Annotated in this window: 26 protein-coding genes and 1 tRNA gene; 8 read left to right on the top strand and 19 right to left on the bottom strand. The window is 62.0% G+C overall.

Going from position 1 to position 26526, the window contains the following annotated elements:
- Positions 1-103 precede the first annotated feature (103 nt).
- From dxs to yrfG, 3 genes are read right to left on the bottom strand one after another with little or no spacing between them, the layout of a single operon-like run.
- The gene (gene dxs / locus G533_RS22355) at positions 104-2050 is read right to left on the bottom strand and encodes a 1-deoxy-D-xylulose-5-phosphate synthase (protein WP_035528552.1); all 1947 of its coding nucleotides are present in this window, start codon (positions 2048-2050) and stop codon (positions 104-106) included.
- Between the two features lie 60 nt (positions 2051-2110).
- On the bottom strand, positions 2111-2506 hold the full coding sequence (locus G533_RS0116020) for an RNA-binding S4 domain-containing protein (RefSeq protein ID WP_027950841.1): 396 nt from the start codon (positions 2504-2506) through the stop codon (positions 2111-2113).
- Positions 2503-3180 carry a GMP/IMP nucleotidase gene (gene yrfG / locus G533_RS0116015; protein ID WP_027950840.1) on the bottom strand — a complete coding sequence of 226 codons (678 nt, stop codon included), beginning with the start codon at positions 3178-3180 and terminating at the stop codon, positions 2503-2505. The genes G533_RS0116020 and yrfG overlap by 4 nt, the downstream gene beginning before the upstream one ends.
- A 188-nt stretch (positions 3181-3368) precedes the next feature.
- Here yrfG and cysQ point away from each other — a divergent pair, with 188 nt between their 5' ends.
- The 3 genes from cysQ to G533_RS22350 all read left to right on the top strand — a co-directional run bounded on the left by cysQ (position 3369) and on the right by G533_RS22350 (position 5606).
- Entirely contained in the window at positions 3369-4238 is an 870-nt protein-coding gene (gene cysQ, locus G533_RS0116010) for a 3'(2'),5'-bisphosphate nucleotidase CysQ (protein ID WP_027950839.1), read from the top strand.
- A 133-nt stretch (positions 4239-4371) separates the two neighbouring features.
- A complete protein-coding gene (locus G533_RS0116005; RefSeq protein ID WP_027950838.1) occupies positions 4372-4626 on the top strand; it encodes a YdcH family protein in 255 nt (84 codons plus the stop codon).
- A gap of 32 nt (positions 4627-4658) precedes the next feature.
- Positions 4659-5606: an MBL fold metallo-hydrolase gene (locus G533_RS22350; protein ID WP_051230487.1), complete on the top strand. Its 948-nt coding sequence runs from the start codon at positions 4659-4661 to the stop codon at positions 5604-5606.
- Positions 5607-5669: 63 nt separating this feature from the next.
- Here G533_RS22350 and G533_RS22345 read toward each other — a convergent pair whose 3' ends face one another.
- Entirely contained in the window at positions 5670-6179 is a 510-nt protein-coding gene (locus G533_RS22345) for a methylated-DNA--[protein]-cysteine S-methyltransferase (protein WP_035528549.1), read from the bottom strand.
- A 75-nt stretch (positions 6180-6254) separates the two neighbouring features.
- The gene (locus G533_RS22340; RefSeq protein ID WP_084639053.1) at positions 6255-7739 is read right to left on the bottom strand and encodes an AlkA N-terminal domain-containing protein; all 1485 of its coding nucleotides are present in this window, start codon (positions 7737-7739) and stop codon (positions 6255-6257) included.
- 117 nt (positions 7740-7856) lie between these two features.
- Here G533_RS22340 and G533_RS0115985 point away from each other — a divergent pair, with 117 nt between their 5' ends.
- The gene (locus G533_RS0115985) at positions 7857-8195 is read left to right on the top strand and encodes a hypothetical protein (RefSeq protein ID WP_144079915.1); all 339 of its coding nucleotides are present in this window, start codon (positions 7857-7859) and stop codon (positions 8193-8195) included.
- Between the two features lie 38 nt (positions 8196-8233).
- On the opposite strand, the gene G533_RS0115980 is transcribed toward G533_RS0115985, so the two are convergent.
- From G533_RS0115980 to G533_RS0115945, 8 genes are all read right to left on the bottom strand, one after another.
- Positions 8234-8584, bottom strand: coding sequence for a hypothetical protein (locus G533_RS0115980; protein WP_027950836.1), 351 nt, complete (start codon positions 8582-8584; stop codon positions 8234-8236).
- Between the two features lie 73 nt (positions 8585-8657).
- Entirely contained in the window at positions 8658-9563 is a 906-nt protein-coding gene (locus G533_RS0115975) for a hydroxymethylglutaryl-CoA lyase (protein ID WP_027950835.1), read from the bottom strand.
- Positions 9560-11566, bottom strand: coding sequence for an acetyl/propionyl/methylcrotonyl-CoA carboxylase subunit alpha (locus G533_RS0115970; RefSeq protein WP_027950834.1), 2007 nt, complete (start codon positions 11564-11566; stop codon positions 9560-9562). Before G533_RS0115970 ends, G533_RS0115975 begins: the two co-directional genes overlap by 4 nt.
- Positions 11567-11568: 2 nt before the next feature.
- A complete protein-coding gene (locus G533_RS0115965; RefSeq protein ID WP_027950833.1) occupies positions 11569-12357 on the bottom strand; it encodes an enoyl-CoA hydratase/isomerase family protein in 789 nt (262 codons plus the stop codon).
- Between the two features lie 517 nt (positions 12358-12874).
- Positions 12875-14482, bottom strand: a complete 1608-nt coding sequence (locus G533_RS0115960) for a carboxyl transferase domain-containing protein (protein ID WP_027950832.1) — start codon at positions 14480-14482, stop codon at positions 12875-12877.
- 13 nt (positions 14483-14495) lie between these two features.
- Positions 14496-15665, bottom strand: coding sequence for an isovaleryl-CoA dehydrogenase (locus G533_RS0115955; RefSeq protein ID WP_027950831.1), 1170 nt, complete (start codon positions 15663-15665; stop codon positions 14496-14498).
- Positions 15666-15735: 70 nt separating this feature from the next.
- On the bottom strand, positions 15736-16116 hold the full coding sequence (locus G533_RS0115950) for a MerR family transcriptional regulator (RefSeq protein WP_027950830.1): 381 nt from the start codon (positions 16114-16116) through the stop codon (positions 15736-15738).
- 119 nt (positions 16117-16235) lie between these two features.
- Positions 16236-16760 carry a hypothetical protein gene (locus G533_RS0115945; protein ID WP_027950829.1) on the bottom strand — a complete coding sequence of 175 codons (525 nt, stop codon included), beginning with the start codon at positions 16758-16760 and terminating at the stop codon, positions 16236-16238.
- A 163-nt stretch (positions 16761-16923) separates the two neighbouring features.
- Here G533_RS0115945 and birA point away from each other — a divergent pair, with 163 nt between their 5' ends.
- From birA to G533_RS0115930, 3 genes are all read left to right on the top strand, one after another.
- The gene (gene birA / locus G533_RS0115940) at positions 16924-17901 is read left to right on the top strand and encodes a bifunctional biotin--[acetyl-CoA-carboxylase] ligase/biotin operon repressor BirA (protein ID WP_027950828.1); all 978 of its coding nucleotides are present in this window, start codon (positions 16924-16926) and stop codon (positions 17899-17901) included.
- Entirely contained in the window at positions 17901-18647 is a 747-nt protein-coding gene (locus G533_RS22335; protein ID WP_051230485.1) for a type III pantothenate kinase, read from the top strand. The genes birA and G533_RS22335 overlap by 1 nt, the downstream gene beginning before the upstream one ends.
- Positions 18648-18750: 103 nt before the next feature.
- Positions 18751-18826, top strand: a tRNA-Thr gene (locus G533_RS0115930).
- A gap of 524 nt (positions 18827-19350) precedes the next feature.
- Here the strand turns inward: G533_RS0115930 and G533_RS25385 are convergent.
- The 3 genes from G533_RS25385 to G533_RS0115920 form a co-directional block, all read right to left on the bottom strand.
- The gene (locus tag G533_RS25385) at positions 19351-19728 is read right to left on the bottom strand and encodes a helix-turn-helix domain-containing protein (protein WP_158413429.1); all 378 of its coding nucleotides are present in this window, start codon (positions 19726-19728) and stop codon (positions 19351-19353) included.
- Between the two features lie 400 nt (positions 19729-20128).
- Positions 20129-21949, bottom strand: coding sequence for a DUF927 domain-containing protein (locus G533_RS0115925; RefSeq protein WP_027950827.1), 1821 nt, complete (start codon positions 21947-21949; stop codon positions 20129-20131).
- Between the two features lie 6 nt (positions 21950-21955).
- Positions 21956-22165: a helix-turn-helix domain-containing protein gene (locus G533_RS0115920; protein WP_027950826.1), complete on the bottom strand. Its 210-nt coding sequence runs from the start codon at positions 22163-22165 to the stop codon at positions 21956-21958.
- Positions 22166-22589: 424 nt separating this feature from the next.
- Here G533_RS0115920 and G533_RS0115915 point away from each other — a divergent pair, with 424 nt between their 5' ends.
- Positions 22590-23450 carry a Stf0 family sulfotransferase gene (locus G533_RS0115915; protein WP_027950825.1) on the top strand — a complete coding sequence of 287 codons (861 nt, stop codon included), beginning with the start codon at positions 22590-22592 and terminating at the stop codon, positions 23448-23450.
- 105 nt (positions 23451-23555) lie between these two features.
- Here the strand turns inward: G533_RS0115915 and G533_RS0115910 are convergent, their stop codons facing one another.
- From G533_RS0115910 to G533_RS0115900, 3 genes are all read right to left on the bottom strand, one after another.
- Positions 23556-24422, bottom strand: a complete 867-nt coding sequence (locus tag G533_RS0115910) for a hypothetical protein (RefSeq protein WP_144079914.1) — start codon at positions 24420-24422, stop codon at positions 23556-23558.
- A 51-nt stretch (positions 24423-24473) separates the two neighbouring features.
- Positions 24474-25733, bottom strand: a complete 1260-nt coding sequence (locus tag G533_RS0115905; RefSeq protein ID WP_027950823.1) for a tyrosine-type recombinase/integrase — start codon at positions 25731-25733, stop codon at positions 24474-24476.
- Between the two features lie 433 nt (positions 25734-26166).
- Positions 26167-26526, bottom strand: a 360-nt coding sequence (locus G533_RS0115900) for an ATP-binding protein (RefSeq protein WP_027950822.1), incomplete at its 5' end; no start/stop codon positions are given.

Here is a 26526-nt window from a genome sequence, read left to right as displayed (position 1 = left end):
AATGAATACGCCTCGCCAGTCCTCGCGGTCGGCGGGGTACGATGTTGCTGCACAGAGAACCCGCATCGGGCGCACGCTTCAGGCGGCCTTGCTGTTCACGCGATCACCCCACCACCGGCACAGCACCCGCCCGAACTTCGGCTCGCACCAGTCCCGCATCTCCCAGTCGCTCAGTAATCGCTGCGGTAATCCCCACCACATCCAGCCCCGCTGCCGCATACTGTTCCGCCTGGCTGCCGTGCTCCACAAACTCATCGGGGATACCCAGGTGCAAGCAGGGCGTATCCAGCCGGTTGGCGGCCAGTAACTCATGCACCCCACTACCCGCACCGCCCACAATGGCGTTATCTTCCACTGTGACCAGCAACTCATGAGTGGCAGCCAAGTCAAGCACCCGCTCTTCATCCAGCGGTTTCACCCAGCGCATGTCGACCACGGTGGCATTCAGTGCCTCTCCGGCCTCCAGCGCAGCGGGCAACACGGTGCCGAACGCTAGAATGGCCACACGCTGCCCCTCACGGACGGTCACGGCCTTGCCGATAGGTAGTTCGCTCATCGTTTCACTGATCAGCGCGCCTTTGCCGGTGCCGCGCGGATAGCGCACGGCAGCGGGCCCTGCATGTTGATAGGCCGTGTAGAGCATTTGCCGGCATTCGTTTTCGTCGGAAGGCGCGCCGATCACCATATTGGGGATGCAGCGCAAATAGCTCAGGTCGAATGCCCCGTGATGGGTGGGGCCGTCCTGGCCCACCAGCCCCGCGCGGTCGATGGCGAAGGTGACGTCCAGGTTCTGGATGGCCACGTCGTGTATGAGCTGGTCGTAGGCGCGCTGCAGGAAGGTGGAGTAGATCGCCACCACGGGTTTCAGGCCGTCGCAGGCCATGCCGGCGGCGAGCGTAACCGCGTGCTGCTCGGCAATGGCAACGTCGTGATAGCGCTCGGGGAAACGTTCGGCGAATTCGACCATGCCGGAGCCTTCGCACATGGCGGGCGTGATGCCGGCGAGTTTCGGGTCCTGCTCGGCCATGTCGCACAGCCAGCGCCCGAACACATCCTGGAACTTGGGTTTGCGTGGGGCGGCGGGCGGCGCGGGCAGGTTCGCCTGCGGCCCCTTGGGCACGGCTTCGATTTTGTTGATGGCGTGGTAGCCCACCGGGTCTTTTTCCGCCGGTGCGAAACCTTTGCCTTTCATGGTGCGGATATGCAGGAATTGGGGGCCTTCCAGGTCCTTCATGTTCTCCAGCGTTTGCAAGAGCTGTGGCAGGTCGTGCCCGTCCAGCGGGCCAATGTAGTGCCAGCCCAGCTCCTCGAACAGGGTGCCGGGGGCAACCATGCCTTTCATGTGTTCTTCGGTGCGCTTGGCCAGGTCCCAGGCGGGCTTGATGCGTTTGAGGATCTTCTTGGAACCTTCGCGCAGGCTGATGTAGGTTTTGCTGGCCCAGATCTTGGCGAAGTAGGTGGCCAGGCCGCCGGTGTTGTGGCCGATGGACATCTGGTTGTCGTTGAGCACCACCAGCATGTTGGGGCGCACGTGGCCAGCATGAGCCAGCGCTTCAATGGCCATGCCGCCGGTGATGGCGCCGTCACCGATAACCGCTACTACGTGCCGGTCTATGCCCTGCTGTCGGGCTGCCAATGCCATGCCCATGGCAGCGGAGATACTGGTGGAGGAGTGCCCCACGCCGAAGGTGTCGTAGTCGCTTTCGCTGCGCTTGGGGAAGCCTGCCAGGCCGCCGGCCTGGCGGATGCTGCGCATCGCCTGCATGCGTCCGGTGAGGATTTTGTGGGGGTAGGTCTGGTGGCCCACGTCCCACACAATGCGGTCCTGTGGCGTGTTGTATACGGTGTGCAGCGCCACGGTAAGCTCGACAACGCCCAGCCCGGCGCCAAAATGACCGCCGCTCTGGCCTACGCTGTACAGCAGGTAGGCGCGCAGTTCCTCACAAAGCTGTTCCAGCTCTGCCTCATCCAGCGCCCGCAGGGCTTTGCCCTGGTCAACGGCGCTGAGCAGGGGCGTGTTCGGCAGTGTGACGGGAATATCGCGTAACATGGGCGGATTTTAGCGCATTCGGTGAGGAATGCGATGATTTCCGTGTGGTAGCACTGCGCCTCAGTCCTCCCCGGGCAGCTCTTTGAAGCGGTGGATCTGCCGCCGTTGCTTCTTGGTTGGCCGGTGTAGTGGCCGCTCGATCATACCGCCGGCGGCCTTGCGTGCCTCCGCCTCGCTCTCCCGGCGCGCTACGCTGGCGTCGGTTTCCGTGTACAGCTGCTGAGCCTCCGGTGCCCCCCGGCGCTGGTCAGAAAGCGCCTCAATGATGACTTCACGCACATCCCAGCCCTGGCGTATCAGCAGTCGTTCGCCCACGGCAATTTCCTTGGACACCTTGATGCGCTGGCCATCCAGCTGCACCTTGCCGCCTTCAATGGCGGCTTTGGCCAGGCTGCGGGTTTTGAAGAAGCGCGCAGCCCACAGCCATTTGTCGATGCGAAGTTTGTGCTCGCTCACGGTGCAGAGCCCGTGAAAGCGGCCTCGGGCATGATCTCATCAAAGTGATGAATGCCGGGAAAGCGGGTGTCGAGGCGTTTCTGCAGCTGGCTGTCTGGCTGTAGCAGGGTGAGCAGGTGGGCAATGCCGTATTGGCGGGCGGACTCCAGCACGCTTTCGGTATCATCGATAAACAGCGTGCGCGCCGGGTCGAAGGGGTGCAGGGCCTGCAGGGCGTGCCAGAAGGCCTGCTCTTCCTTGGGGGCCGCGAGGTCGTGCGACACCACCAGGCGGTCGAACCAGGGGGTGATGTCCACCTGGGACATTTTGATATCCAGCGTCTTGCGGTGGGCGTTGGTCACCAGCACCACCTCGCGCGGGCCGGCATGAAGCCGCTGCAGGAACTCCAGCGCATGGGGCCGCAGCTTGATCATGTGCCGCAGCTCCTGCTTCAGCGCCGGCACATCCATGTCCAGCTGGGCGCTCCAGTAATCCAGCGAGTACCAGTCCAGCGTGCCCTGGCGGCCGTCGAAACGCCCGTGCAGCGCCGTGGTGGCCTCCGTTGCCGCAATGCCGTGCTTCTCCGCATACAGGCGTGGCAGGTGGTCCAGCCAGAAGTAGTTGTCAAAATGCAGGTCCAGCAGGGTGCCGTCCATGTCCAGCAGAACCGTATCGATACTGTCCCAATTGATCATGCGAGTAACTCGGCGTTGGGTTGGGGCGCAGTAGTATGCCGTGTTTCGGCGCCAGCCGCATGCCGGTGGCCCATGTCGTCGGCGTTGGTCGCCGGCACCCACCGTGCTGAGCAAGGGCTTCCCGCTGCGCCGCGGGACGTCTTGGCCCACAGTGTTACAATTGCCCTATCATTGCCCAGGTAGCCATCGTGCCCGATTTGACCGCGCTTGTTCCGCCCCTGCTGCAACTCTGCCTGGAGGCAGGGCAGCTGATTTGTGACCATTACCATGCGCCGGGTGACAGCGGGCTGCGTGCCAAAACCGATAACTCGCCGCTCACGCATGCGGATATGGACTCCCACGCCTGTTTGCGCGATGGCCTGGCGGCGCTCACCCCGCAGCTGCCGTTGCTGTCGGAGGAATCATCGCCCGCGCAGAAGGCGCAGCGCCACGCCTGGACCCGGTTCTGGATGGTGGACCCGCTGGACGGCACCAAGGAGTTCATCGCCGGCACCGGGGAGTTCACCATCAACATCGCGCTTATCGACCAGCACCGTCCGGTGTTGGGTGTGTTGTACATTCCACTGCAGAAAATGGCCTGTGTCGGTGTGCCGGGTGAGCTGTCCGCGCGCTTCATAGCCGATGCAAACGGCCAGTGGCGGCAAGAGCCGTTGCAGACCCGTGCGCTGCCCGGTGCGAAGGCGGGCGTTACGGTATTGGCCAGCCGGCGCCACCGCAATGCGGCCCTGGATACCTGCCTGGCGTGGCTGGAGGCGCACTGTGGCACACTGCAGCGCGAGAACAGTGGCAGTGCGCTGAAGTTCTGTCAGTTAGCGGAGGGCCGCGGTGACGTGTATCCGCGCTTTTCACCGTGCAGCGAATGGGACGTGGCTGCCGGCCAGGCTGTGGTGGAGGCCGCAGGCGGCAGTGTACTGGGCCTGGACGGCAACCCCCTGCGCTACAACTGCCGTGACTCGCTGCTCAGTCCGCACTTTCTTGCGGTGGGGGACGCACACAATGCGCTCTGGCCCGAGTTGCTGGCCCACCAGCGGCAATTGGGTGGTGGTGTATCGACATGAGTGCGGCCGTTATCAAGGCGGCTGTGGTCGACGCCAATACAAAACCGTCTTGCATGGCGCTTGTGCGGGGAAACCCGTAAGGTATAGAGTTGAACACGATTCGGACACTGCCCGTGCAGGAGGCAGACCAACCATGAACGAGCCACCGCGCAGCCCATTTGGGCGCGGCCACGTTGCAACCGACGCCGCCAATGAAGAGCCGACCCCCGCCATGCGGCTGATGGAGCTGATGGCACGCCACCGTGCGCTGGATGAGAAAATTGATGAGCTCTACGAGTTTCCCTACAAGAACCAGATCCTGCTGCAGCGCCTGAAAAAAGAAAAGCTGCGCCTGAAGGATACAATCGAGCATTTGAAGGATGATCTCATTCCCGATCTCAACGCGTAAGGTTCTCACGACAACCGCAAGGAGGTAGCTCCATGTCCTCATTTACAACGCACTGTGCACAGTCCGTGCCCGTGGCGCCACGCGCGCTAGTCCCAGCCGCGCTGCTCTGTTTTGCGATGGCATTGCCCCTCGCGGCGCCGGCTGGTGCCGACAACCACGGCGAGCTTCCCGAGGTCACCACCACAGCACTGACCGGCACGCTCCACCTGTTGCTGGGTCGCGGCGGCAACGTGGTCGCCTCGGTGGGGGAAGATGGCCTGCTGATCATTGATGACGATTACGAGAATATGGTGCCCGCTTATGAAGCGGCGCTGGTTGACCTGGCCGGTGCGGATGCCAACCCCAGCTTCGTGCTCAATACCCATTGGCATTCCGACCACACCGGCGGCAACCTGTTTTGGGCGGACCGCGGTGCGGTCGTCGTCGCTCACACGCGCGTGCGTGAGCGCATGGCCACGCGGCAGGACATGCCGACCATGAACCGGGTGGTGGAGCCCAGCCCCGAAGGCGCGTTGCCCGTGGTGACCTTTGGCGATTCGCTGGCCCTGCACTTCAACGATGACGACCTGGAGGTGCAGCACTATGCCGCCGGTCACACTGATGGCGACAGCGTGGTGTATTTCACCGCGGAAAACGTGGTGCACATGGGAGACCTGTATTTCAAGGACCGCTTCCCGTTTGTCGATATCGCTTCCGGCGGCACCGTGCCGGGCTACATCGCGGCAGTGCAGGCCGTGCTGGAGCGGGTGGACGGCAGCACGGTGATTGTGCCTGGGCACGGCAGCCTGGCCAGCAAAGCAGACCTCGAACGCTATCTCGATATGCTGCAGCTTACCTCCACCTACGTGTCCGACAAGCTGGCGGCGGGTGAGTCCGTGGAGGCCATCACCGAGGCCGGCCTCGGTGAGGTGTGGGCAAGTTGGGGCACAGGCTTTATCAATGAGCCCACCTGGATCAGCTTTATTGCCAACAGTCCATGAGCCTTCCGCGCTGATAAATAGCCCTCAGGGCTATAAAACGAGCGCTTCAGCTTTGTTAAGAAGCTAGGTGCTGTTGCCGGAGGTTGGGACCACTCCCTCCTCCGTCAAGCTCCCCTCCAGTTCCAGCAACAACGCTTTCGCCGCCAGCCCGCCCGCAAACCCGGTCAGGCTGCCGTTCGCGCCAATCACGCGATGACAGGGCACGACGATGGGTAAAGGATTACGCCCGTTCGCTGCCCCGACAGCGCGCACGGCTCGCGGGTTGTGCAGAGCGCAGGCGATGTCGCGGTAACTGCGTAGCTCGCCCCACGGAATCGCGCGCAATGCCTGCCAAACGGCCTGTTGGAACTCTGTGCCCCCGGTTGCCAGCGGCAGGTCAAACACCCGCCGCGAGCCGGCGAAATACTCTGCCAGCTGGGCGCTGGCCACCTCCAGCACGGCGTTGGGCTCGCGTTCTTCGGCTGCAGTTCGGTGTTGCCCCGGGAAGTGGATGGCGGTCAGTGCGGTGTCGTTCGCGACCAGCTGTAACGTTCCCAAAGGACTTTCGATCAGGCGGGTGACGGTGGTGGTCATGTCCAGTCTCCTCGGCGCGCAGCGCAGTGGGGGTGACGTGAGGGTGGCGTTGTGCAACGTTGGCTGCGGTCGGGCTTATGCACCGAGGCTGCGCCACAGCAGGTTGGCCGCGTAGGCCCGCCAGGGGCGCCAGTGTTCGCTGGCAGCCTGCAGTGCTTTCGTGGCTTCAGGGAGCGCCTCCCAGGCGCGCATGAGGCCGAGATCCTTGGGGGGAAACGCATCCGGCTGGCCTTCACCCCGCATCGCGATCATGGCGACGGTCCAGGGGCCAATGCCGGGTTCGGCCAGCAACGCTTCAGCCGCTGGGGCATCTCCGCTGGCGAGTCGGCTGCAGACCCGGCGCAGGGTATCGCGCCGGCGCGTGGGCATGGGGAAGTGGCTGTCATCCAGGGCCGCAACTGCTGCAGCGGCGGGAAAGGCCGGGGGTTGTCCGGGGCGCTGTGTGGCTTCGGCCAGGCGAGAGCAGACTCCGCGAGCGGCGGCAATGCTCACCTGTTGGCCCACAATGGCGCGCAGGGTGGCTTCCTCCGCGCTCCAGCACACCGGAGAGCGTACGCCGGTGAAGCGCTCCAGCAGGGTTGCCAGTGCCGGGTCCTGCCGCAGGCTGGCAGCGATCACCTCGGGGTTGGCGTCCAGGTCAAACATTCGCCGTACGCGCTGTACCACGGGGATCATGTCCGCCAGGTCGGGCAGGTGCAGCTCCAGCTCGATGGCGTGCCGTGCCGGCGCGTGGCGTACACCTATTGTGCCGCTGCATGCACGCAACTGGATCTGCCTTCGGTACACGCCGTCCTCCACTGACTCAACGCCATTCACCGCATGGCGCTGGAAAAAGTCCAGAACACCCGCCCAGTCGTACGGGGGGCGATAGCGCAGCAGCAAGCGAATGCCCTGTTCGGGAGAGGCAGTGACTTGCCCTCGACGCATGGCACCCGGTGTTTTGCCAAAACTCTCCTGAAACGCGCTGTTGCAGCGCCGCACACTGCCAAAGCCGGCAGCATAGGCGATGTCTGTGATTGGCAGTGCGGTTTCCTGCGACAGCTGGCGGGCGAAAAGCAGGCGCTGGTTTTGCGCGACGGCGTTGGGCGAAACGCCCAGCTCGCGCTGAAACAATTTACGCAGGTAGCGCTCACCCACACCGAGGCGCGTGCACAGTGCGGCGAGCGACCCCTGGTTCAGTGCACCCTCGCGAATCAGGCGCAGCGCGCGCTGCACGGTGACCGGGCTGCCCTGCCACGCAGCGCTCCCCGGTGCCGCCTCAGGACGGCAGCGCAGGCAGGGCCGGAAGCCGGCAGCGGCCGCCTGGCTGGCTTCGCGGAAGTACACCACATTGTGTTCGGCGGCCGCGCGGGCCGGGCAAATCGGGCGGCAGTAAATGCCCGTGCTGCGCACGCCAAGGAAGAACTCGCCGTCGAAGCGCAGGTCGCGGGAGAGCCGCGCCCGGCGGCAGGTTTCCGGGTCCAGGGCGGTGTGCAAGGGCGCATCGACGTCGGCCACGGCACGGTTTGGCGAGCACTGGCTCAGGTCTGGTGTGATGCGCTTGGTTGATGACGTCTGCATGCACGCACTCTAGCCCGCCCCAGCAACGCTGACTAGCCAGAAACGGCCCTGGCCGCATTGGATGTACCCTTGCGCCGCACCAGCTGGCAGACTTTGCCGCTATCGGCGGGGAGAGCTATGATGGGGACATTGGCGTTTGACTCGCTCCAGTACGCTCGCCGCCTGCGCGCGGCCGGCGTGCCTGAGCAGCAGGCAGAGGTGCAGGCGGAGCTCATGGCCGAAGCATTCGGTTTCTATGCGGATAACATCGTCACCCGGGACTACCTGGATGCATCGCTGCGCGCCGCATTTGCGGAGCAGGAAACGCGCATTGAAGTGCGCCTCGCAGAGCAGGAGGTACGTTTCACCCGCGGCTTCGGTGAGCTCAAAGCCCAGTCGCGCTTACTGATGCTGATGATCAGCGGCACCTGGCTGTTGGTGGGCTACCCACTGCTACAAAATGCGTTGACCGGCTAGCACCCGCGAGCCCTTTCACGGGCGGGTAACGCGGTGTGCTAGATGCTTGGCAGTTTGCGCACTGACCACAGCACGTGCAGGCAGAGCATGGCCACGATGGCATCCCCCGCGATGCGCAGCTGTTGTAGCGAAGACCAGGCGGCGAGCGGCAGGTCCGGGCCAAGCAGCAGGGCACTGCTGCCGCAGGTGGCCACGGCTACAAACAGCGCGAAACGTGAACGACCGAAGAGGCCAAGCGCTATTAACAGGTAAATGCTGCCCACCAGCGCGGTGAGTAGCACGTCCTCGCTCAACCGGTTACGCCACAGGGAAGCCACCTGCAACACACCGCTGACGGTGACAATGCTGGCGGCAAGCTGACGCTGCAGAGCAATGGATGACACGGGCATGAAGCGTTCCGGCGCGGTTTGCGCTGCACTTTATCATGCACCGTGTGGTGTCGGGAACGTCAGCGGGTGAGCGTCAGCCCGCCGAGGCAAGCAGCGCGTTGGCGGCGCGGGAGCCGTTGCGCCGTCCCAGCGCCTCCGAGATGCGCGCGCCCGCGCTCACCAGCGCGTCGAGGTCGATGCCGGTGTGTATGCCCATGCCATTGAGCATGTACACCACATCCTCCGTGGCAACGTTGCCGGTGGCGCCGCGCGCATAGGGGCAGCCACCCAGCCCCGCAACAGACGCATCGACAGTGGCAATGCCGTTCTGCAGGCCGACCAGAATGTTCGCCAGCGCCTGCCCGTAGGTGTCGTGGCAGTGCAGGGCGAGTTGCTGTGCCGGTATCTGCGGCAACAGTGCGTCCAGCAGGCGTTGGGTGCTGCCGGCCGTCCCCGTACCAATGGTGTCGCCGAGCGACACCTCGTAGCAGCCCAGGCCAAGCAGTTTACGCGCCACCTCAAGTACGCCCTGCGGCGCAATCTCGCCCTCGTACGGGCAGCCGAGTACACAGGAGACGTAGCCGCGCACGCGCACGCCAGCCGCTTCGGCACGTGCCATCACCGGCTCGAAACGTTGCAGGCTCTCGGCTATGCCGCAGTTGATATTCTTGCGCGAAAACGCCTCCGAGGCTGCCGCGAACACGGCCACCTCGTCCGCGCCGGCGTCCAGTGCCCGCTCCAGGCCTTGCAGGTTGGGGGTCAACGCCGTGTAGCGAACGCCAGCGCGCCGTTGCAGGCCGCGGAAAACCTCGGCGCTGTCCGCCATCTGCGGAATCCATTTGGGGTTGACGAAACTGCCGCTCTCAATGACGCTAAGGCCCGCTGCGGCGAGATCATCAATGAGTCGCAGTTTGGTCGCCAGGGAGATGCTGGCGGACTCATTCTGCAGCCCGTCGCGGGGGCCCATCTCGACCAGGGTGACAGACGTTGGCAGGTTCATGCCTCGGCCTCCTCGCTCGGGGTAAAGGCCAGCAGCGGCGCACCGCCGTCCACCAGGTCGCCGGCGGCGAAGTAGAACTGGCTTACCGTACCCGCCCCCGGTGCCCGCACCGTGTGTTCCATTTTCATGGCCTCCATGATCATCAGCGGCGTGCCGGCTGCAACCTCGGTGCCCGGTTCAATCAACAGGCTGACCACTGTGCCGTTCATGGGGGCATTGAGGCCACCCGTTGCCGTATTTTCGGAGGCCTCACCCGTGTCAGGGGGCAGCTCGCGGAAATGGCAGGCACCGTCGGCCAGGTACAGGGTAAAGCCATCCGCTGTGCGGGCCAGTGTGGCGCGTCGCCGGTGCCCGTCCTGTTCGAATACCAGCTCGTCCCCCTGCAGGGCACCGCGCAGCTGGCTGCGCTCGCCGTCGATATCAATGCAGAAGCCGCCGCCGGGCAGTTGTTCCAGCGTGGCGTGCACGTCGCGCTGATGACAGTGCAGCATCAGGTGATGCACGTGGGGCTCATTGAGACGCCAGGCCGTGCCGCTGGCCCATGGTGACCACGGGTCGAGGCAGCTGCGCGGCGCGGCCTCGCGCTGACGCAGCAGGAACAGGGCGAATGCGGCCATGGGTAGATCGCGCTGCAGGTCGTGCTGCCGTTGGCGGAAAATCAGCGACTGATGACGTTCGATGAACCCGGTGTCCAGTTCCGCCTGCTGAAAGGGGGCGGCCGTGGCCAGGTTGTAGAGAAAATCGAGGTTGGTCACCGTACCGCCAATCCGGTAATCCCGCAGGGCAGCCGCCAGGCGCTGCAGCGCCCGCTCGCGCGACTCGTCCCAGACAATAAGCTTGGCGATCATGGGGTCGTAGTGGACGCTGATCTCGTCCCCCTGTTGTACGCCAGTGTCCACCCGCACATGCGCGGACTCCTCGGGCGCCTGCAGGTAGGCGAGGGTGCCGGTAACCGGCAGGAAATCGTTGTCCGGGTCTTCGGCGTAGACCCGCGCCTCGAAGGCGTGGCCGCGAAGGACGAGCTCCTCTTGTCGCAGTGGCAGCACTTCGCCGGCGGCCACGCGCAGCTGCCACTCCACCAGGTCCTGCCCGGTGATCATTTCAGTCACCGGATGTTCGACCTGCAGGCGCGTATTCATTTCCATGAAGTAGTAGCTGCCGTCTTCATCCAGCAGAAATTCCACCGTGCCCGCGCCACGGTAGTCGATGGCGCGCGCCGCCTGCACCGCGGTATCGCCCATGGCGCTGCGCAAGGCCGGCGTCATGCCCGGTGCGGGGGCCTCTTCAATGACCTTCTGGTGGCGGCGCTGCACCGAGCAGTCGCGCTCCGCGAGGTAGATCGCGTGGCCGTGGTTGTCGCAGAACACCTGCACTTCCACATGGCGCGGTTTGGTCAGGTACTTCTCCACCAGCATGGTGGCATCGCCAAAACTCGCGCTCGCCTCCCGCTGTGCGGCTGCGAGAGCGGCATCGAACTCATCCCCGGACCACACCTGTCGCATGCCCTTGCCGCCGCCGCCGGCGGTTGCCTTGAGCAACACCGGGTAACCCATGCGCTCCGCTTCCCGGCGCAGCAGCGCCGGGTCCTGATCGGCGTCGTGATAGCCCGGCACCAAGGGCACGCCGGCCTCGCCCATGATGTGCTTGGCGGCAGACTTGGACCCCATGGCCTCGATAGCGCCGGTGGGCGGGCCCACGAACACCAGTCCCTGCTCCGCGCAGGCGCTCGCGAAGGCGGCGTTTTCCGACAGGAAGCCATAACCCGGGTGGATGGCCTGCGCCCCCGTGTCCAGCGCCGCGGCGATGATGCGTTCCGTCACCAGATAGCTTTCCCGCGCGGGTGCCGGGCCAATGTGTATCGCTTCGTCTGCCATCCGCACATGCAGCGCATTGCGGTCTGCATCCGAATACACGGCAACGGTGGCGATACCCATACGGCGCGCCGTGTGCATGATGCGGCAGGCAATCTCTCCGCGGTTGGCGATCAATAGCTTGCTGAACATGGCTACCTCTCCTGCCAGTTGGGTGTGCGTTTCTCCAGGAAGGCGCTCAGGCCTTCCTGACCTTCGCTGGAGACCCGAATATGGGCGATTCGCGCGCAGGTATCCTCCACCAGTTCAGTTGTCAGTGGCTCCCCGGCAACGTTGGCGATCAGGTCCTTGGCGGCGCGCACGGCTTCCGGGCCGTTGGCGAGCAGAGCATTCACCAGCATGTCCACATCGGCATCCAGTGACTCCTCGTCGGCCACTTCGCTGACCAGTCCGAGCTCCAGTGCCCGATGAGCATCGAAGCGCTCTCCGGTCAGGAAATAGCGCCGTGCCGCGCGCTCGCCAATCGCGCGCAACACATAGGGGCTTATCGTTGCGGGCACCAGGCCGATCTTCACCTCCGAGAGCGCGAAACTCGCCCCACGTGTCGCAACGGCCATATCACAACAGCTCACCAGTCCCACGGCACCGCCCAGCGCAGCACCCTGTATACGGGCTATGGTGGGCTGGGGGAGTTCATAGAGGGCGCGCAGCATGCCCGCCAGCATCTCGGCATCGTGCAGGTTGTGGCCATAGTCGTACGTGGCCATGCGCTTCATGTAGTCCAGATCGGCGCCGGCTGAGAAGTGCTTGCCGTCGGAGCGCAGCACGACAACGCGCACGTCGTCGCGCTCGCGTAGTTGATCGAAAGCGAGCCGCAGGGCGCTGATCATGGCGTCGTCAAAGGCGTTGTGCTTGGCGGGGTTGTTGAGGGTGACAGTGGCAACGCCGCGGTGGTCGGTGGTGGTGAGGACAGTGGTGGTCATTGGTTGTTCCTTGCAGCGGTTTCGTTGGCGCGGGTGGAGATTGTGGGCTTCGGGCTTGGTGCTGGCAGTATGGCGGTGGGGCCGGAGTTGCGGGACCCGCCGCGAGTACGTCCATGTAGGCTCGTCGGCGGCCATCCATGGCCGCCGACGGTCCCGCAACTCCGACCCCACCCCCACACTGCCTCAACTGCCGCACGCTGTAGGGAGCCCAACAACAGTCTGGCTTTGTTTACGATTTGGTGGTGGACACGCCACAAGTCCAAGTTCACTGCCACATTCAGGGCGGGGTGGCGGGGAGGCGCTGGCCGGAACGTTGGCGGCCATGGATGGCCGCCATCGAGCGCACATGGATGTGCTCGTAGCGCTTCCGGCCAGCGCCTCCCCGTCGCCCCGCCCGCATACGAAGCTCCCACGCATGCACCCGCATACGAAGCTCCCACGCACTCACCCGCGCACGAAGCACCCACTAATCCGCCCGCAAGGCAGCTCCCGATCACACTCGCGTCCAACACCCCGCTCACATCCGGAACACCCCAAACCGCGTCTCCTCAACCGGCGCATTCAGCGCCGCGGAAATCGCCAAACCCAACACCGTCCGCGTATCCGCCGGGTCAATCACCCCGTCGTCCCAAAGCCGCGCCGACGCGTAGTACGGGTGGCCCTGCTTCTCGTACAGGTCCAGAATGGGCTGTTTGAACGCGCGCTCCTCATCAGCCGTCATCGCCTTGTCCTCACGCGCCAACTGGTCCTGCTTCACCGTGGCCAGAACCCCCGCGGCCTGCTCACCGCCCATCACCGAGATACGCGCATTGGGCCACATGAAAAGGAAGCGCGGTTCGTAGGCGCGACCACACATAGCGTAGTTGCCCGCGCCGAAAGAACCGCCAATCATCACCGTGAACTTCGGCACATTGGCGCAGGCCACGGCGTGCACCATTTTTGCGCCGTGGCGCGCTATGCCGCCGGCCTCATACTGCTTGCCCACCATGAAGCCAGTGATGTTCTGCAGGAACACCAACGGGATCTTGCGTTGCGCACAGAGCTCGACGAAATGCGCGCCCTTCACAGCGGATTCGCCAAACAGAATGCCGTTGTTGGCGACAATGCCCACCGGGTAGCCGTGGATGCGAGCAAACCCGCAGACCAGGGTTTCGCCGTAGAGCGCCTTGAATTCGTCGAATTCGGAGCCGTCGACCACACGCATGATCACTTCGCGCACATCGTAGGGTTGCCGGCTGTCAGCGGGTATCACCCCGTAAACTTCCCGTGTGTCGTATAACGGTTCCTGTGGTTCGCGCAGGTCCAGGTTCACCGGCTTGACGCGGTTCAGTCGCGCCACAGCGCGGCGCATCAGCTCCAGGGCGTGGTGGTCGTTGTTGGCGTAGTGGTCGGTCACGCCCGAGGTGCGGCAGTGCACATCGGCACCGCCAAGCTCTTCCGCGGTAACCACTTCGCCGGTGGCCGCTTTCACCAGCGGCGGGCCACCGAGGAAAATGGTGCCCTGATTCTTGACGATGATGGACTCGTCCGCCATGGCGGGCAGGTAGGCACCGCCGGCGGTGCAGGAACCGAGCACTGCGGCGATTTGCGCAATACCCTTGGCAGACATGCGAGCCTGATTGTAGAAGGCGTGGCCGAAATGCTCCCGGTCCGGGAACACTTCGTCCTGCAGAGGCAGGAATGCGCCGCCTGAATCCACCAGATACAGGCAGGGCAGGTGGTTTTCTTCCGCGATGGTCTGTGCCCGGCCCTGCTTTTTCACGGTGAGCGGATAGTAGGTGCCGCCTTTTACTGTGGCGTCGTTGACGAAAATCATGCACTCCTGGCCGGCAACCCGGCCAATCCCGGTGATGATGCCGGCGCCGGGAACCGGGTCGTCGTAGACATCGAGAGCGGCCAGTTGTGACAGCTCCAGGAAGGGCGATCCGGGGTCCAGCAGTGCCTGCAGGCGCAGTCGGGGCAGCAGCTTGCCGCGCGCAAGGTGACGCTCCTGCGCTTTCTTGCCGCCGCCCTCGCGCAGGGCCGCCACCCGCTCGCGCAGGTCATCGACCTGGGTCTGCATGTGGTCGCTGTTGGCCTGGAACGTTTCGTCGCGCGGGTTCAGGCGGGATTGCAGCACGGTCATGGGAGCACTCCGGTCAGGCGGTTTCGTTGAACAGTTCGCGGCCAATCAGCATACGGCGGATCTCGGAAGTGCCGGCACCGATTTCATACAGCTTGGCATCCCGCAACAGGCGTCCCGCGTTGGCATCATTGGTATAACCGAAGCCGCCGAGCGCCTGAATCGCCTGCAGCGCCATCTGTGTGGCTTTCTCCGCGGTATACAGAATCACCGCCGCGCAATCCTTGCGCGTTTCCTCGCCGCGGTCGCAGGCGGCGGCAACGGCGTACAGATAAGCGCGGCAGGCGGACAGGTCGGCATACATATCCGCCAGCTTGCCCTGCATGAGCTGGAACTGGCCGATGCTCTGACCAAACTGCTCGCGGGTGTGCAGGTAGGGCACCACTTCGTCCAGGCAGGCCTGCATAATCCCCACCGGGCCGCCGGAGAGTACCGTGCGCTCGTAGTCCAGCCCGGACATCAGCACCTTCACACCCTGTCCTTCGCCGCGCAGAATGTTTGCGGCGGGCACTGGCGTGTTATCGAATACCAGCTCGCAGGTGTTGGAGCCGCGCATGCCCAGCTTGTCGAGTTTGGGTGAGCGGGAAAAGCCCGGAAAGTCGCGCTCGACCAGAAAGGCGGTAATTCCTTTGGAGCCGGCCTCGGGGTCGGTTTTCGCGTAGATGACGTAGACATCCGCGTCCGGGCCGTTGGTTATCCACATTTTGTTGCCGGTGAGGTAGTAGGTGTCACCCTCCTTGCGTGCCTGCAACTTCATGCTCACCACATCCGAGCCGGCGTTGGGCTCCGACATGGCCAGTGCGCCCACGTGCTCTCCGCTGCACAGCCGGGGCAGGTACTTTTGTTTCTGGGCTTCGCTGCCGTTCTTCTGGATCTGGTTCAGGCAGAGGTTGGACATGGCGCCGTAGGACAGCCCCACCGACGCCGATGCGCGGCTGATCTCCTCCATAACAATACTGTGCGCGAGATAGCCCATGTTGGAGCCGCCGTACTGCTCGTCGACGGTGATGCCGAGCAGGCCCATGTCGCCAAACGTGCGCCACAAGTCCTTCGGAAACGTATTGTCGCGATCGATCTGGGCGGCGCGCGGGGCGATCTCCTTCTGGCACATCTGGTAAACGGCATTGCGGAGCATGTCCAGTTCTTCGCCCAGGCCAAAGTTGAGTGTGGGGTAGCCGGTATTCATGGTGATGTGTGCCTCAGTCCGTGGTTATGGGGTGGCGTGCCAGCGTCGCTGGGTGCCTGGCCTGTCGCGTTCAATCTGCATTTTCCAACCCCTGCTCACACAGGGCCTGTACTTCATCCAGGCCTGCCAGCATGTCCTCGATGTCCCGCTTCTGGCGCAGCAAGCGCTCGCGCTTGTCCTGCACCGTGCGTATCAATGAGTGTAGCTGGCCGCGGTTATTGTGTGCGGGGTCGTAGAGGTCGATCACTTCCACACTTTCCTGCAGGCTCATGCCAATGCGCTTGCCGCGCAGGATAAGTTTGATCCGCACGCGATCACCGGCGCTGTACACACGCTTCTGCCCCTGTCGGCGGGGGTGGATGAGCCCCTTTTCTTCGTAGAAGCGAATGGTTCGGGTGGTGATACCGAACTCCGACGCCAGCTGCGAAATGCTGTAGCTGCGGTCTGTCACTGCACCTGCCTGTTGAGGGTGTGGCTGAAATATAGCCTACGTTTACGTTAACGTAAACTATGGTTCGCCGCGAGCGCGCGCGTCCTGCATCCCCGCTGTGTGAAAAAGCAGCTGGTGGCTCAGCGCGAAGCCAGCTGCTCTTGCAGTCGTGCCTTCATCGGTTGCACCCAGTTCTCCTTCAGGGCGGGGGAGAGCAGCCCGGCCTCCTCAAGCTCATCACACAGGCGCATCTGGTGGGCGAGGTCGAAAAGATCGAACTGCCGTATGATCTTCGCATCACCGTCGAGTGTGATGAACGAGACGCCCGGTGTTTCGTAGTAGCTCCCGTCACTGCGCTCGCCCGGCCCCCGGTTCATCCAGTGGGTGATGAGGCGGTTGTCGCTGCCGGTGTAGACGCCGAGGTAAGGAAAGGTCCAGCCCTCCCAGCCGACCTGCATGTCGCGGCCGTAGTGCGTGGCCTTGATCTCGTCGATGCCGCGGGCCGTTACCTGCATGACGCCGGCATACTCACAGGTGTAGACGCAGTCGCGCGCGTAGATCTGGTCGACGAAAAACGTCCACTCGTTGTCATGGGAAGCTTGTGCGTGCGCACGGATCAGGGTGTCCGCGGCAGCGCGCAGGGTGGCATCATCAAGATTCGGCACGGCGGTTCTCCGTATTGTTATGTGTGGGGTCACTGAAGCCGGTGGATCAGGGGCCCACTCTGGCCTGATTTGCGTTGCAGGGCGAATCGGGCTGGTTATTCAGTTGAACCGCGGCAGGGTTTGCTATTATTCGCGCCATGTTTCGCTGACCGGTACGCCACTGATGCCTAATACCACCCTCGTGCCCCTGCTGGCAGACGGAGAGTTTCATTCTGGCCAGGCGCTGGCAGATGCCCTGGGCCTGAGCCGTACGGCGATCTGGAAGCAGCTGAATCGCTTGCAGTCTTTGGGGTTGGAGGTCGAATCGGTCAAGGGCCGTGGCTACCGTATCCCCGGGGGCATCGAGTTGTTGGACCAGAGCCGTACCCGTGATCGGCTGGAGCCGCATGCCCGCCAACTGCTGCATGAATTGCAACTACTGGAGACGGTGGACTCGACCAACGCTGAAGTGCTGCGTCGGATTGCAGCGGGCAGTGCCCCGGGACTCGTCTGCAGCGCTGAGCAGCAAACCGCAGGGCGTGGCCGGCGCGGCCGCCAGTGGGTGAGCCCATTTGCACGCAACATCTACCTGTCCTTATGCTGGGAGTACCATCAGGGCGCAACGGCTCTGGAGGGGTTGAGTCTGGCGGTGGGCGTGGCGGTGGTGCGGGCCTTGCGCGGGCTGGGTGTCGATGGCCTGCAACTCAAATGGCCCAACGATGTGCTCGCCCAGGGCGCCAAACTCGGCGGCGTGCTCCTGGAGATGGCCGGGGATGCAGCCGGCCGCTGCCAGGTGGTGATCGGGGTAGGCATTAACGTGGCCATGCCGCCGGCTGCCGCCAATACTATCGACCAGGCCTGGATTGACCTTACTCGCCTCTGCGATGGCAGTCCGCCCGGGCGCAACGCGCTGCTGGCGGCCCTGCTCAACGAGCTGCTGCCACTGGCGGCCAGCTTCGGCGATACGGGTTTCGCGCCCTGGAGGGCCCCGTGGATCGCTCTGGATGCCTACGCTGATACGCCGGTGGTGTTGCACAGCGGCGAGCAACGCCAGGCTGGTGTGGCTCGCGGTGTGGACGAGCGCGGCGCACTGCTGCTGGAAACCACAACAGGTGTGCAGCCCGTCTATGGCGGAGAAATTTCCTTGCGGGCGGCCTCCTGATGGCGGCGCAGTGCCTGCAGCTGGATATGGGCAACAGCAGCGCGAAGTGGCGGCTGAAGGTGGGCGGCGAGATCGTCAGTCGCGGCGAGTTTCGTCACACCGCGCCGGAGACCATGGAGGTGTTATTCGCACAGCCCGTTGAGCCCGCGCATATCTGGATCGCCAGTGTTTCCAGCGAGGCGACGGAGGACGCGGTACGTCGCCGGCTGCAGCAGCGGTGGCCGCACGCGAAATTCTGGTTCGCTCGCAGCGAGGCACGCAGTGGTGATCTGGTGAACAGCTACACGCAACCCCTGCGTATGGGAGTCGACCGTTGGCTAGCCATGTTGGGCGCGAGGGAGCACAGCCGGCAGCGATTGGTGGTTGTGGATGCGGGCTCCGCTCTCACCATTGATGTGGTAGCTGCCGATGGTCGCCACGAAGGTGGCTATATTATTCCCGGCGCGGCGTTGATGGAGCGTGCACTCTTGCTCGATACGGACCGGGTGCGCTTTGCCGAACAGCCCGTTTACGCGTTGGCACCGGGGCAGTCCACGGCCGAGGCAGTGCGCCACGGCATTGCCCTCTCCCAGGCCGGGTCGGTATTGCTGGCGCTGCGTGAAGCGGGCGACCCGGCGCCCGAGCTGCTGTTCTGTGGTGGTGCCGGGGAGACTTTGCAGGCGCTGTTGGGCGGCGTCGGAAAGCTGCGTCCTGACCTTGTGTTTGAAGGACTGGAGGTGCTCGCCGGGCTGCGCGGCGGGGAATAGATTGTTAATTCACCTTTCACCCGCGTCGGTTTGGGCTTGCGTGGCACCTGTGCTTTGTCTAGAATCTGCGGCCTTTCCGGGGTATGCGCCCCACCCGCGCTTAGCTGGCGTAGCTCAGTAGGTAGAGCAGCTGATTTGTAATCAGCCGGTCGGGGGTTCGATTCCTCTCGCCAGCTCCATTTTTTACTTTAAATTCAAATAGTTGCAGTTACGGAATTTCAGCGCTACGTGCGGGGTTTTCGTTGGTGCTACGTTGGTGCTACGCTCCGCCGTAGAGCATCAAGCCGACTAAAGGCGTCATGACGCCTCGCGCCTTTGCTGCCTTGCCTTGTTAGGCTTCCCGCGACTTCCAGCATTTTGACGCAGTGGCTAGGGTGCCAGTTCGACAGCGTCGTGTGCGCACTTCAGGGTGCCTGTATTGACCGCACTCGTTGAATGAAATTTTGGGTAAGACTTGGGCATGCTGTCTTTTAGATCGGCCCAACTTCTCAGCGAGTGGGACAAGTCAAGCAACGAGACAACGTCATAGCTTCGCCGGTGCGACTTCAAAGTGACGACGCAAACGCTCGAGATGTGTTGCCGGGTTCACAGTGAAGCCTAACGCTCCAAGGTTTCGGCGCGCCTTTGCGCGTGGGTCGTCTCGGGATTAACTTTTTTTCATCACTTCGGGCCTTCCGGTTCGCTGTCCGCTGGGTGCGGCGCGCTATAAGCCTATTCGGCGGCCAAGGAGTAGACTTAGTCCCACCCCTATCAGGATCTCGACCGGGCTAGGCGCGCGCTTTGAGGGGCTCTCCGGGCGCCTCCAGTCACTTGATGCCGCCGTGCGTGCCTCTGTCGCGTCGCCAGTTGGCTGGCCCTGGTCCCCCACTTTCGTTGTTTGCGGTTCGCTTGACGCTTCGAGATGAATGCCCTCCGCCTCAAAGTAATCACGTAACTTCCGGCTGAAGTTTGGCCCCGCAGAGTAGTTCCCCCGTTCAAACTGATTCAATGCAGTACGCGACACGCAGGCGCGCCGCGCTAGCTCGTGCTGGGAGAGTGAAAGTGTATGTCGCGCTTCGCAAATTTGGTCTGGGTAGAGCATAGGGTTCACCTTTGGTCGCATTAGTTTGCTTTCGGTCTATTGTCGGCAGCGGTCCGAAATTGAGCCATGACATGGGTGCACATTGGTGAATTTTGGGATGTTCAAAAGTGAGCTACGAGTGGTTTGCGCTGGGTCTCCTTTGGTCTTGAATCGGGTTAACGGTGGTGCATTCCCCATATGGGGATTATTCATCCTGATTTTGTCGCAGGCGTGCGGCTGGGACAGCGGGGCTGTCGGGGCAGCGCGCCATACAGGTAGGCTTTGGAAAGTAGTGGTCTTGTATCGGGCGCGGGGCTCACTGGGACAGTTGTCCCCGCCGGCCCCTTTCGTTTGATCTGGTGTGCTTTAGGGGGAGCCTTATATCGGCGGGCTGCGCCCCATATGCCCCGCTGTCCCGGCGCTATTCGCCGCCAACCATGTCCGCGTCGAGTATATCTGACTCAACCGCATATACTCGTAGGCGGTTGGAGGCGCCTGGGATCGTCAATTTGCTCATGCGCCTGCCGGATTCGTTTTTGAAAAGAAGACCATGCTGATCGAGGGCCGCAGCGACAGACTTGGGGTCGAGTCCGCCGCAAGCGCGCTTGAACCCGTCCGGCGTGAACGCGTAGATCGACTTGTCGGGTAAGAAATATCCGGCAATATCATGATGTGTCTGCGATTTTGCAGACCGCAATTCGTGGGTAGTCCGGAACTTGCTTTCCTGAAATTGGAGGATAAAGTTCCGGATTGCGAGGATGCCGCGTACTGCATCGCTGACGTTCTCTGCGAGCCAGGTATGGGCCGCTTCCGTGATCGCGTTGACGCTGTTCGTCAGCGTCCAGGGCAGAAGCTGGAATTCGTTTGCGAGATGGGCTGCGGTGCAGATCAGGCCAAAGCGCCTGAGCCCTCGGACTTGATGTGGTTCCAATTGCACCGTTCCATGAAGTTGGGCGGTGTAGTCGGCAGTGAGTTGCTTGACGCGTTGTTGTAGCGCGGGCGCGTCCGGCGCTGAGTGAATTAGCTTCTCCACGAACGCGGGGCCTAGCGTTCCATGGCAGCGCCCTGCGGCCTCTTTAAGCAGGTCGGCCAGCTTGGCCGGTGGCACTCCGTGGCTAGGCTGAATGATGCGGCCTGACACCGGAATGTCGAGGAAACGATTTATTTGTCCTGCCTTAACCGTGGCGCCGTATTCCTCCACCTTAGCTTTTATTGAAATTTCCCCGGTTGAAAGAGCGATTAGCCGCCAGGTGCGCATGTTCCTCATCCCGGCATGGTCATTCATGCGCGCCTTGCCTTGCCCGCCCATAAGGTTGTAAACCACCGCCCCGAAGTCGGAGCCGGTATACGTACCCATTTCATCCAATGCCATTAGGCCGTCGTTGTGAGCCGCTGCAAGCCCTTCGAGTGCGTTGGCGGTGGTGTTCCAGCGTTGAATGCTCGAATGAGCGGATGCAGCTGGGTCGGCGCCATTACCCCAGACGCTGCTGGCAACTTGTAGCGCGGTCGTCTTGCCCTGGCTGCTGGCCCCGTACAGGTGGACCCCGAAACTGTCCATTTCTGCAAATCGCAGGAGAGGTGGCGTCAGGGCCAGGCAGACTCCAAATTGAAGTATGGGGCTTCCAATACAGTAGTGAGCGACCTGCGCCTGCCACTGTTTCAGTGAACCGTTGGCATGCAGGCTGTCTGCGCTGGGGCTGAACCGCTCCGGCTGGAATGCTACGGGGAGGGTCTCATCACTGCTAATGACTGTATGGGGCAGTACGTAGCTGAGCGCGAGATCGGGCGCCATTAGCCAGCCGGTTTGCGCGGTTGATGCAATCCGGTGATTAGTTTCAAAGCTCCCCAGATAGCTTAATAATGGGCTCTCTTGGCCGGGTATCACGCGCAGTCCTTCGTCGGCTAAGTGGACGACGACTGCGGATTGGCCGCGTTCGTGCAGCTGTCGGGTTGGGAATGCGCGCTCGCGCCGCAGCCCATCTTGGTCAATCCATTGCACATGGATGCCCCAGCCGTTGCCAGAGATATCTCGGGTTTTCGCACTAACCCAGACGGGGCCGCTGACAAGCCGGAGTTGCCCCTGCGGCGCAATCTTGTAGACGCCTTCGTCTGCGAGTATGAAGCTCTCGGGGACGTTGAGCCCTTCGGGGATTAAGCGTTTGTGCAGCGGCGCATCACCTTCTGACTGTGGAGCGGGACCCGTTGCATTACCTGCGGTAATGGGTTGTATATTTGATTTCATAGTGAGTTACTCATCCGGGGCTGTGCGCCGACGCGCCTGAATGAACGCCTGCACGTCCTCTACGAGGTAGCGCACAAGGCGGCCCGTTTTGATATAGGGCAGTTCGTAGCGGCCTTCAGATCGCCATACGGCGAGAGTGTGTGGCGTTACCCCGAGGGTTTCCGCGACTTGTTCAGGCGTAAGCAGCCTGGTCAGTGCATGTGACGTATGAGACATGAATGTAGCTCCTAGTTGATTAATTGTCGTGACGCCGACAATTTCAGGGGAGCTGGCGGTTTAAGGCAAGAAACGGGGCGGCTTCTGCATGCAGAAGCGGACTTTTGCGCGCAGAAGCAGATGGGTTATTCGGCCTGTGAGGCTCAACCCCGCCGAAGGTTCTAATTGCGCTCCGACAATATTTCATAGCCACAGCTTGCGAAAAGGCTCTTGGCGAGTGCGGCGAGCAAGGAGTTGCTGTCGCGTGTGAGGTCGAAGTGATGAAGTAGGTAACATACTGGCACCTTTGCCGGTGCTTCGACGCTGACTGACGTAGGTAGCGCTGGGCGCTATGCTGGAGGATTTCTTGCGCAGCGTGATCTTTAGTTTTACGGGCTGGCGCGTTTTCGTATAATGCCTCAAATGCCGTTAGTTAGGACCGCGCATGATTAAATCGAGCTTAGAAGCTGGCAATGGCCTCAACGTTTGGGTGGGGCCCCCGCAGGGTGACATTGAGAGCATCGGGCCTGGTGAGCATGAGCAGGAAATCTCGAAGCTTTATGGTTCACTGGAAGTGTCGGAATCTGCGCAGGCTTTGGCTGAGGAAGTCTGTGTTATGTTGTTCAGCAACCGCTCTGGGTCTTCTCTGATCTGCGATTATATGAGGGCCACCGGCAAGTTTAGCGGTATGGGGGAGCCTTTAAATCATCCATTGGTCGTCTCCCGTTCCGAATCCCACGGTATTGAGTCATTCTATGGCTATCTTGAGTGGCTCATGACGCATGTTCATGAGCCTAACACGATGTTCGGCATGAAAGCTTCTGCCGATCAGGCGCTAATGCTGATCACCAGCGGAGCCATACCTGCTTGTTACGGTCATGTAAACTGGTTGGTGGCGAAGCGGCGCGATGTTCTCGCTCAAGCAGTCTCGCACTCGATAGCTGCCCAGACTGGTCAGTGGGCAAGTTTTCATGACGGCAGCGCGGTTGACCCCGAATACAGCTATAGCGACATTAAGACTCAGGTTCTCAGCGTGATCGAGAGTAATCGAAAAATAGACATTTTTTGCGATTATATAGGCATCGATCCGGTTGAAATTTTCTATGAGGACTTTCTCATTAATCCGCCAGAGAGTACGGTCACGTTAGCAGATAGCCTTGGCATCAAGGATGTGGAAGTGGATTCAGCTCAACTGCGGCGCGATAAGCAGGCGGGTTCTCGGAACCGCGAGTTTATAGAAAGGTTTAAGCGTGATCTCGAGAGATCGCGTTGGGATCAGGAGATTAGGTCTCTCCTTGGGTTGTAAGTACAGAATCCTCCATGCAGCAAGTAGTTCCGGCGTCGTAAGGATGCCCCGCAAATATTTCATAGACACAGCACTATTAGTGCAGTCTGTAGCGATAGCGCCTGTTCATTTCTGGCGAAACTCCGCGATCCACTTGGCAATGGTACCGCTGGGGCGGCGCCCCGTAAGTACCCGGCGTTCTTCGTCCGTCAGCCTGTGATCGTAAATGATGTCCGCAACGCGCTGATTGCTCAGCATCGGCGTCTTGCCGTCGGCGAAGTCCGGGTCTGCCGTGTAGAGCGCCTCCACTTTTTCTTTGAGCGCCTTTGCATTTGCGTGCTTTGCGGAAGCGGCGCGTAAGGCGCGCTTCTTTTTATCAGTTGCGATCTTGCGTTCACTGTTCAGCAGAGCCTCAGCGCAACAAATTGCCTCTAAGGCGGCAAACGCATGCGCTGCAACTTGTGCCACTGTTTCTCGTGAGAGGTCATCTGCGCCCTGCAGCGGCCACGCGCCCAATGACGGGTCGCTGGCGACAACAAACCGCTCTTTGACAGTGTTGTCCGGCGCGGCCGCAGGCGTTGGCTGGGCATAGGCGCAGCAGCGGTGCGCAAGGCCGATGTGTGCGAGGGCATAGCACGCGAAAATACTGGGCCAGTATGGCGGGTTTAGCGTTTGGCTCGCATTTATGTCCCCCTCAACGCTGTCGTACTTGGCCCAAGTGGCCGCTGCTTGGGCAATCGCCGATTCCCTCGCCTCCAGAGGCAGTCGCTGGGCAGGTTCATCGCCCGCGGGGACTCCGGTTGCAGGGGTCGCACTGAGCAGAAATGCCAGGTAGTCCGCAGCATCCATCACTTGGTCGGTATTCCATCCTGGAATTAGCGCGCGGGCACGCATTGCGACGTTTTCGAGCTGCGAGGCGAAGGCTCTGGGGGCAGGCCCGGTTAGTGGGTCGAATAACGCAAAAGTGTTTAGCGGCAGCAAATGCTCACCCACGTCTGCATCCACACCCTTCAGTACGTCGCTGAATACCGATATGTCAGTCATTTAACCTTGCTCGGTCTTGGTCAGTGGGATGATTTCGGCCTTTGCGCGCACAGCTCCGGCACTTAGCATGAAGTCAGTGATTTGTTGCATGGGCTTGCGCAGTCTCTCGATGTCGCCCATCACATAGCCAGCCGTCACATCATCGTCCTGCGCGTGGTTAATTAGGCGCTTAAGGGCGTAGTGGGGGATATCCAGACGCTCCGCGATTGTAGTGAAGGTTCGGCGCAAATCGTGCAGCGTGAATTCTACTCCGGATTGCTCGGTCACTCGCCGCATGGGGTTGCGTGGCTCTACCAGCGGCCCATTGCGCCCCCGGTTGGGGAACACATAACGGGCATGGAGCAAAATGCGCTTGCGCTGGGCTAGCAGCTCGTAGAGGTAGTCCGACAAGGGCAGCGTGTGGTCGCGTCCGTTCTTGGTGTCCGGCACGGTCAACGTGCGGTCAGCCAAGTTGATGTTGCTCCAGTCAAGGTTCGCCGCTTCGGATTTCCGCAAGCCGGTTAGCAGAACCACTAGCAGGTAGTCGCCGACTTCAGCGGCCGTGGACCCGGTGGGCTCTCTGCGCAGGTTTGCGACCGCCTCAAACCAGGCGGGCATCTGATCCGGGCTAATCCAACTTGTGCGCCGCTTGGGCTTGTTCCAGGCGCGCGCCTGGGACAGCCGCTGCACGGGATTGACCGGGAGTAGGGGGTTGCCTTTTTCGTCCTCGTAGACGGCGGAGGCGAAGTTGTACAAAGAGCGCAAGAAGCGCATAGCGCCATCGGCATAGGCGGGGCCGTGGTTGGCGGTCAAGTCTGTATGGCGTTGGCTGACCATGTTTTTGGTGAGTTCTGCGATGGGTAGTTTTTGCCAATCAAGAAAGGCGACGGCCATGCAGCGTTCGTAGAGGTAGCGGGTCTTGGGTTTCAGTGTTTTACGCGCTGCACCGAATTGGGCGTATGCCTGGGCCAGGGTTACGGCGCTCGCTTCGATGTCGGTGCGTTCGCGCATCACGTTATCGCCGCTCGCAATCCGGCCCTTTAGGGTTTCAGCCTGTCGGCGGGCCTCCGCGAGGGTCAGATCGGGAAACTTGCCGAGATGATAGCGCTTGGGTTTTTTGTTGATGCGCCGATAGAAGTAGAAGGTTTTGTTGCCGTTGGCTGTGACCTGCAGGATCAGGCCGCTGATGCGGCTGTCGTGATAATCGGCGCGTTTGCCAGGGGCGGCAGGGGGCAAGGACTCAAGCGCCGCCTTGGTGAAATTGAGAGCGTTCTGGGCCATGTGTTTCCCCCTCGAAGACGGTGGTCTGTAGTAGTCAGCCGGTCGGCCGGTGCTACGTTGGTGCTACGTTTGAGGTGAAAAGTCGTGAATTCTGGCGTAGCACCGAGAAGGAATGTTATTCCTAACATATTGAATTATCAATAATTATGAATCTATATGAATCAGCCGGTAAACGGTCTGTTTTTATTTTGTAATCAGCCGGTCGGGGGTTCGATTCCTCTCGCCAGCTCCATTATTCCTTTAAAATTCAAGTATTTAAGTTCTTCGGCCCCTCCCCATTCAAGGGGGTATGTGCCGACGTTCACTAAACCCGGTTGATCGAGCTTGTGTGCGTATACCGCTGAAGCCTGCCACCCATTCCATTTGAAGGCTGCCACGCGGACCGGAGCAAAGCTGCCACCCATCGGAGCGTAGCGACGCGGGGTTTGCATTGTTACTCGGAAGCAGTGGTGCTCGTCAACTTGGCCTGGCGTTTTCGCATCGACTCTCCTCTCAGATTGATCTTGTAGGCGTTGTGTACCAGCCGATCAAGGATGGCATCCGCCAGGGTCGCGTCGCCGATGACGCCATGCCATTCCTCAATGGGTAACTGACTGGTGGCGACAGTGGAGCGGCGTCCGTGGCGGTCCTCCAGTACCTCCAGCAGGTCGCGCCGGTTCTCGGCGCTCAGCTTCATCAGGCCCCAGTCATCAAGGATCAATACATCGACCTTGGCGAGGTTGGCCAGTAACTTCGGGTAGCTGCCATCGCCCTTGGCGATCATCAGTTCCCGTAGCAGCCGGGTCAGGCGGAC

This window comes from Haliea salexigens DSM 19537, assembly GCF_000423125.1.
In the GTDB taxonomy this organism is placed as follows: domain Bacteria; phylum Pseudomonadota; class Gammaproteobacteria; order Pseudomonadales; family Halieaceae; genus Haliea; species Haliea salexigens.
The sequence above is the reverse complement of the archived record's forward strand: the minus strand, read 5'-3'. Positions and strand labels throughout refer to the sequence as shown.